Below are 6,478 nucleotides of genomic sequence, written 5' to 3' on the forward strand. Positions count from 1 at the left end.
CTTCCGTGGTCGGCGTCACCGGMAATCCGGGCCAGGCCAACTACGCAGCGGCCAAGGCCGGCATCATCGCGTTCTCCAAATCGCTCGCCCGTGAGATTGGCTCGCGTGGCATCACCGTGAACGTGGTGGCCCCGGGCTTCATCGATACCGACATGACTCGTGGGCTTCCGGAGGAGCAGCGCAGCGCGCTCCTGTCCGGCATCGCCCTGGGCCAGCTGGGCGAGCCCAACGATATCGCCGAGGCGGTGGCCTTCCTGGCCTCGCCCGCAGCGAAGTACATCACCGGTGAGACCCTTCACGTGAACGGCGGCATGTACATGCCCTGATGGGGCCGCCCTGATCGGCCGGGGTCGGCGGCAGTCGCCACCGGCCCGTTTTTGAGAGACAATCATCGTTTCGCGTCCGGCTTAAGAAAAACCGGGCGTCATCCACGTGGTGGCAGTGTGTGTTGGCGGGCCAAGTCCTTAGCCACTACAATGCCGCCGGAATTTTCCCTCGGGAGGTAAAGGCAACATGAGCACCATCGAAGAACGCGTCAAGAAGATCGTCGTTGAACAGCTGGGCGTCAAGGAAGATGAAGTCACCACCAACGCGTCTTTCGTGGACGATCTGGGCGCCGATTCGCTGGATACCGTTGAGCTCGTGATGGCCCTCGAAGAAGAGTTCGAGTGCGAGATCCCGGACGAAGAAGCTGAGAAGATCACGACGGTCCAGCAGGCGGTCGACTACATCAAGGCTCACGTCAAGACCCCTTGATCAATCGACTGGTTGTCGATCGGAGGCTTGCCTCCCGTCGATCTCCGAGCGACACGGAAGCTGCGCCTAAAGGCGCAGTTTTCGTTTCCGCTTTTCGTAACCTGCGCTCGCGTATGGTTGCGTGGATAAAGTGCTAAGGAACAAACGCATGAGTAAACGACGTGTGGTAATTACCGGCATGGGGATTCTTTCGCCGGTCGGTAACGATGTCGCCACCGCCTGGAAGAACGTCGTCGAAGGTAACAGCGGCATCGGCCCTGTCACCGATTTCGACACCAGCGCCTATAACACCCGCATCGCGGGCGAAGTCCGCAACTTCGTTGCGGCCGACGCCTTCTTTGACGGCGTCACGATTCCCACCGACGAGGCGGGGATCAAGGCGCTTGACGACGAACGTCGCTCCATTGCGAAAGACTTCAAGCGGATGGACCCGTTCATCCACTATGGCATCGTCGCCGGTGCCCATGCGTTCCGTCAGTCGGGTCTGGTCGTGACCGAAGAGAATGCCGGGCGTATCGGCGTGGCCGCGGGTGCCGGTATCGGCGGCCTGCACACGATCGAAGCCACCGCGATCGAGCTGAACGAAAAGGGCCCGCGCAAGGTCTCGCCGTTCTACGTACCCAGCTCCATCATCAACATGGTCGCCGGTAACCTGTCGATCTACTTCGGCCTGAAAGGCCCGAATATCGCGTTGGTCTCGGCGTGCACGACGGCCGCACACAACATCGGCATGGCCATGCGCCTGATCCAGTACGGCGATGCGGACGCGATGCTCGCCGGCGGCTCGGAGCATGCCACCACGACGACGGCGATGGCGGGCTTCTGCTCGGCCAAGGCGATGTCCACGCGCAACGACGATCCGACGCACGCCAGCCGTCCGTGGGATACCGGCCGCGACGGCTTCCTGCTGTCCAACGGTGCCGGCATGCTCATGCTCGAGGAGTACGAGTTCGCCAAGGCGCGTGGCGCCAACATCCTGGCCGAGCTTGTCGGCTTCGGTATGAGCGGCGACGCGTATCACATCACCTCGCCCAGTGGTGACGGTGCAGAGCTTGCCATGCGCAATGCCCTGCACGACGCGCGCATCACCCCGGAAGACGTGCAGTACGTCAATGCGCACGGCACCTCCACCCCGGTGGGCGATCTGGGCGAAGCCAAGGCCATTCGCAACGTGTTCGGCGACCACGCCACCGCGAAGGGAAAGTTTGCGGTCAGTTCGACCAAGTCGGTCACCGGCCACCTGCTCGGCGCTGCCGGCGGTGTGGAGGCGATCTTCTCGGTGATGGCGCTGCGCGACGGGATCATCCCGCCGACGATGAATCTCGTCGACGTCGATCCGGAAGTGGCCGCGCTTGGCATGGATCTCGTGCCGAACAAGGCGGAGAAGGCGGACCTCAACGTCGTCGTGTCGAATTCGTTCGGCTTCGGCGGCACCAACGGTACGCTCGTCTTCCGTCGCCTCTGATCGGCGTGGCTTTCGTCACGCGAACCCTGGCCGGCCGGCGCGATCTCCTCGCGCCGGCCGCGTCATATCCGGAACGCTATCCGGCACTGCTGGCCAGTGCGGTCACCGGAACGCCGCAGTCTCGCTTCGACATCCTTTTTGTCGCCGGTGATGCGTCGCTGACGCTCGGTGCTGACGACCTTGTTCGTGATGCGGCAGGCGACATCGTTCCCGGCACGTTTCTCGATGCGCTCGATGGCGCCTGGGCCGCGCGCCATCATCCGCGGGTCGACGATGGCTTGCCGTTCCACGGGGGCTGGATCGTCTACCTTGCGTACGAACTGGTCGGGCAGATCGAGCCGAGCCTGCGCCTGCCGCCGTCCAGCGGGGTCGCACCGGTGGCGTTCGCCTTGCGTAGCCCCGCGGCGGCGATCGTCGATCACGTTGGGCAACGCACCATTCTCATTGCCGAGGACGGCGCCGAGCACTGGCTGGACATCCTGTCCGCCGACCTCGACGTGGCACTTCCCGATCTCGCGTTGGCTACACCCGTTGCCGTCGAGGAAGACGAGCCGTCGCGGTTTCTCGAAGGTGTCGTGCGTATTCACGAACACCTGCGTGCGGGCGATGTGTTCCAGGTGAATCTGTCGCGGCRTTGGTCGGCGCGGTTTGCCGAAGCGCCTTCCCCGGCGAGCCTGATGGCGGCATTGCGCACGGCGAATCCCGCACCCTTCGCGGGGCTGCTCCAGCAACCGGCATGGGCGATCGTGAGCTCGTCGCCGGAGCGTCTGGTCGAATCGCGCGACGGCCTGCTGCAAACGCGCCCCATCGCCGGAACGCGGCCTCGCGTCCCTGGTGACGACGATGCGGCACGTATCCGCGAACTCACGACGCACCCGAAAGAGCGGGCCGAGCACGTCATGTTGATCGACCTGGAGCGCAACGACCTCGGTCGCGTGTGCGTGCCCGGCAGCGTGAAAGTCGATGAGCTCATGGTCGTGGAGAGTTACGCCCATGTGCATCACATCGTTTCCAATGTGTGCGGCCGGGCACGTGAAGGCGTGACGCCCGGCCAGGTGATCGCGGCGACGTTTCCGGGCGGCACCATCACCGGTTGTCCCAAGGTGCGCTGCATGGCGATCATCGGTGATATCGAACGTGAGCCGCGGGGTGCCTACACGGGGGCGATCGGCTATCTCGACGACAACGGCGACATGGACCTCAATATCCTCATTCGCACGTTGATGGTCGAAGGGCCGACGGTGTCGCTACGTGCGGGTGCCGGCATCGTCACCGATTCGGTACCTGACAAGGAACTCGACGAGACGCGGGCGAAGGCGCGCGGCCTGTTGCGTATTTTCGGCGCGGCATGAGCATGCGTATGTCGGTCGACTTCATCGAGACCGATCGGCTGGGTGCGGCGGATCGTGGCCTGATGTACGGCGACGGCCTGTTTGAAACGTTGCGCGTGGTCGATCGTGCCGTGCCTTTGTGGCCGCGGCACGTCGAACGCCTGCGGGCGTCGGCGAGGCGTCTGGGCATGCCTGCGCCCGATACCGACGCTATGCTGGCCGGCGTCCAGCACCTGGCCCATGGGCTGGAGGATGCCGTGGCCCGCATCACGTTTACCGCCGGTGTGGGTGAGCGCGGTTACGCCCGGCCACGCCAGGCAAAGCCGACCATCGTGATCAGCGTCGGTCCGCTATTGCTTGCCACGGACGTGTACCGCCACGGGATAGCGTTGCGCCAGTGCGACACGCGCCTGGGCGATCAGCCCCTGCTGGCGGGGATGAAGCATCTCAACCGTCTCGAGCAGGTGCTCGCCCGCTCGGAGTGGGAGGATACCTGCTGGCAAGAGGGCCTGATGGCCGACCAGGAGGGTCGCGTCGTCTGCGCAACGGCAGCTAACCTGTTTGCCGTCATAGGCGGGCGCCTTGTCACAYCGCCGGTGGATCGTTGCGGTGTCGCGGGCGTGGCGCGCGCGGAGGTGCTTGCTTCGGGCGAGGTGGACATCGGGCACGTGTCGCCGCAACAGGTGGTCGAGGCCGACGAGGTCTTCCTCACGTCGGCCGTTCGGGGCATTCTTCCCGTTCGGGCTTTCGCTGGCCGAACCTGGCAGCCCGGCCCGGTGACCCGCCATTGGCAGGCCCACTGGCGCGCGATCGGCCTGCCGCTTCCGAACCGTTCGAAGGATTCCGATTGATGAAAGTGCGCGGCATCGCCCTCTGGCGTGTCATTTTGCTGGTGGTGCTGGTCGCGGCGATCGCCGTGGGTAGCTGGCTTGTTTTCGACTGGTCGCGCTTTGCGCGCACGCCGCTGAGCGTGCCCGTGGCCGGACAGAGCATCGATGTGGCACGCGGTGCTTCGTTCAAGGACATCGTGCGCGACCTGCGCGATCGCGGCGCGACACGCGCGTCGCCGCTGTACTGGCGCGTGCTGGCGATCGAAATGCGCGCATCGGGGCGTCTGCACGCGGGTGAATACCTGCTGCGCACGGGCATGACACCAAGGGATCTGATTGGCGACATGGCCAACGGCAAGGTCATGCAGCGCAATTTCACCATCGTCGATGGCTGGAGCTTCGCCGATCTGCGCCGTGCGCTGGCCGCGACCGACACGCTGTCGCACGACACGGCGGGTGTCGACAACGACGAGCTGATGAAGCGGCTGGGTAACGAGGGCGAGCACCCGGAAGGGAGATTCCTTCCCGAAACCTACGCATACGTCAAGAACGACACCGACTCCAGCATCCTCAAGCGCGCGCATGCGGCGATGACCAAGACACTCGACACGGCCTGGGCAGCGCGTGCCCCGGACCTGCCGCTGGCCACCTCGTACGAGGCGCTCATCCTCGCCTCGATCGTGGAAAAGGAGACGGGCAGGGCGGAAGAGCGCCCGCGCATCGCCGGCGTGTTCATCCGGCGCCTACAGCTGCACATGCTGCTGCAGACCGACCCGTCGGTGATCTACGGCATGGGCGACAGCTATGTGGGCAACATCCACAAAAGCGACCTCACGACGGACACCCCCTACAATACGTACACGCGGGTCGGCCTGCCGCCGACCCCGATTGCGCTGCCGGGGCGCGCGGCGATCCAGGCGGCGCTGCATCCGGTGGAAGGCAAGGATCTGTATTTCGTCGCCAAGGGCGACGGCAGCCACGTCTTCTCGGCCAATCTCGATGACCACAACCGGGCTGTTGCCTGCTACCAATTGAAGCGATGCCAGTGACGACACCCAAGCGCGGCCGACTGATCACCCTCGAAGGCGGCGAAGGCGCCGGCAAGAGCACGCTGCTCCGTGGGCTCGAAGCGTACCTCCGTGTGCAGGGCGTGGATCTGGTCGTTACCCGCGAGCCCGGCGGTACGGCCGTGGGGGAGGCGGTGCGCGRCGTGGTGCTGGATGCCGCCAACAACGACCTCTGCGCGGAAGCCGAATTGTTGCTGATGTTCGCCTCGCGCGCCCAGCTGGTCCGTCAGGTCATCGAGCCGGCGCTGGCCGCCGGTCGCTGGGTGCTTTGCGATCGGTTTACCGACGCCAGCTTTGCCTACCAGGGTGGCGGTCGCGGTCAACCGGTGGAGCGCATCGAGGCGCTCGAAGTCTGGGCCGCGCTGGCCCTCAAGCCCGATGTCACGTTGCTGCTCGACCTTCCCGTGAGCACCGGCCGTGCTCGCGCCGCCGGKCGGGGCGAGGCGGACCGCATCGAAGGGGAGGGTGATTCCTTCTTCGAACGCATTCGCGACGCGTATCGCGCGCGGGCAGCCGCGGAGCCACGACGCTTCCGCGTGCTGGACGCGAGTGCCGCGCCGGACGCCGTGCTGGGCCAGGCCATCGAGGGTGTTTCCGGCTTGCTTGACGGAGTCGTTTCGTGAGCCTGCGCCCCTGGCATGCCGATGCCTGGGCGCGCCTGCAGGCGCGCCGTGAGCGCGATGCGCTTCCGCATGCGTTGTTGCTTGCCGGGCCGGCTGGCCTGGGCAAGCGGGATTTTCTGGCGACGTTCGTCAAGGGCCTGCTCTGTCAGCAGAGTCACGACGGTACGCCTTGCGGGGTCTGCCGCAGCTGCCACCTGGTGGCTGCCGGTACGCACCCGGACGTGGCCACGTTATCGTTCGGCCTGCGCAAGGACGGCGTGACCCGCAGCGAGATCGTCGTCGACCAGATCCGCGACCTTTCCGCACGGTTGGCCATGTCCAGCCAGTTCGGCGGCTGGCAGATCGCCACGGTGGATCCGGCCGACGCGATGAACGCCGCCGCAGCGAACGCCTTGCTGAAAACCCT

General features: G+C 65.5%; 7 protein-coding genes and 1 pseudogene. All 8 read left to right on the plus strand.

Going from position 1 to position 6,478, the window contains the following annotated elements; all coding sequences use genetic code 11:
* On the plus strand, window positions 1–326 hold a 326-nt coding region (locus AC1DSN_RS16625; protein ID WP_477331755.1), incomplete at its 5' end, for an SDR family oxidoreductase.
* A gap of 187 nt (window positions 327–513) precedes the next feature.
* Window positions 514–756, plus strand: a complete 243-nt coding sequence (gene acpP / locus AC1DSN_RS16630; RefSeq protein ID WP_213948285.1) for an acyl carrier protein — start codon at window positions 514–516, stop codon at window positions 754–756.
* A 148-nt stretch (window positions 757–904) separates the two neighbouring features.
* Window positions 905–2,221, plus strand: coding sequence for a beta-ketoacyl-ACP synthase II (fabF, locus tag AC1DSN_RS16635; protein ID WP_213948284.1), 1,317 nt, complete (start codon window positions 905–907; stop codon window positions 2,219–2,221).
* A 5-nt stretch (window positions 2,222–2,226) separates the two neighbouring features.
* Entirely contained in the window at window positions 2,227–3,573 is a 1,347-nt protein-coding gene (locus tag AC1DSN_RS16640; RefSeq protein WP_477331758.1) for an aminodeoxychorismate synthase component I, read from the plus strand.
* Window positions 3,574–3,575: 2 nt separating this feature from the next.
* A complete protein-coding gene (gene pabC / locus AC1DSN_RS16645) occupies window positions 3,576–4,403 on the plus strand; it encodes an aminodeoxychorismate lyase (protein ID WP_477331760.1) in 828 nt (275 codons plus the stop codon).
* Window positions 4,403–5,431, plus strand: a complete 1,029-nt coding sequence (gene mltG, locus AC1DSN_RS16650) for an endolytic transglycosylase MltG (RefSeq protein WP_063574212.1) — start codon at window positions 4,403–4,405, stop codon at window positions 5,429–5,431. Before pabC ends, mltG begins: the two co-directional genes overlap by 1 nt.
* Complete coding sequence (tmk, locus tag AC1DSN_RS16655) at window positions 5,422–6,072, plus strand: dTMP kinase (protein WP_477331762.1); 651 nt, start codon at window positions 5,422–5,424, stop codon at window positions 6,070–6,072. The genes mltG and tmk overlap by 10 nt, the downstream gene beginning before the upstream one ends.
* Window positions 6,069–6,478: pseudogene (locus AC1DSN_RS16660) on the plus strand (DNA polymerase III subunit delta'); the annotation flags it as partial. The gene tmk and the pseudogene AC1DSN_RS16660, both read left to right, overlap by 4 nt.

This window comes from Luteibacter sp. P4_D7_3 (assembly GCF_056401735.1).

Coding starts and splice junctions, on each gene's coding strand:
- acpP (WP_213948285.1), top strand. CDS start 514: ATGAGCACCATCGAAGAACGCGTCAAGAAGATCGTCGTTGAACAGCTG.
- fabF (WP_213948284.1), top strand. CDS start 905: ATGAGTAAACGACGTGTGGTAATTACCGGCATGGGGATTCTTTCGCCG.
- mltG (WP_063574212.1), top strand. CDS start 4,403: ATGAAAGTGCGCGGCATCGCCCTCTGGCGTGTCATTTTGCTGGTGGTG.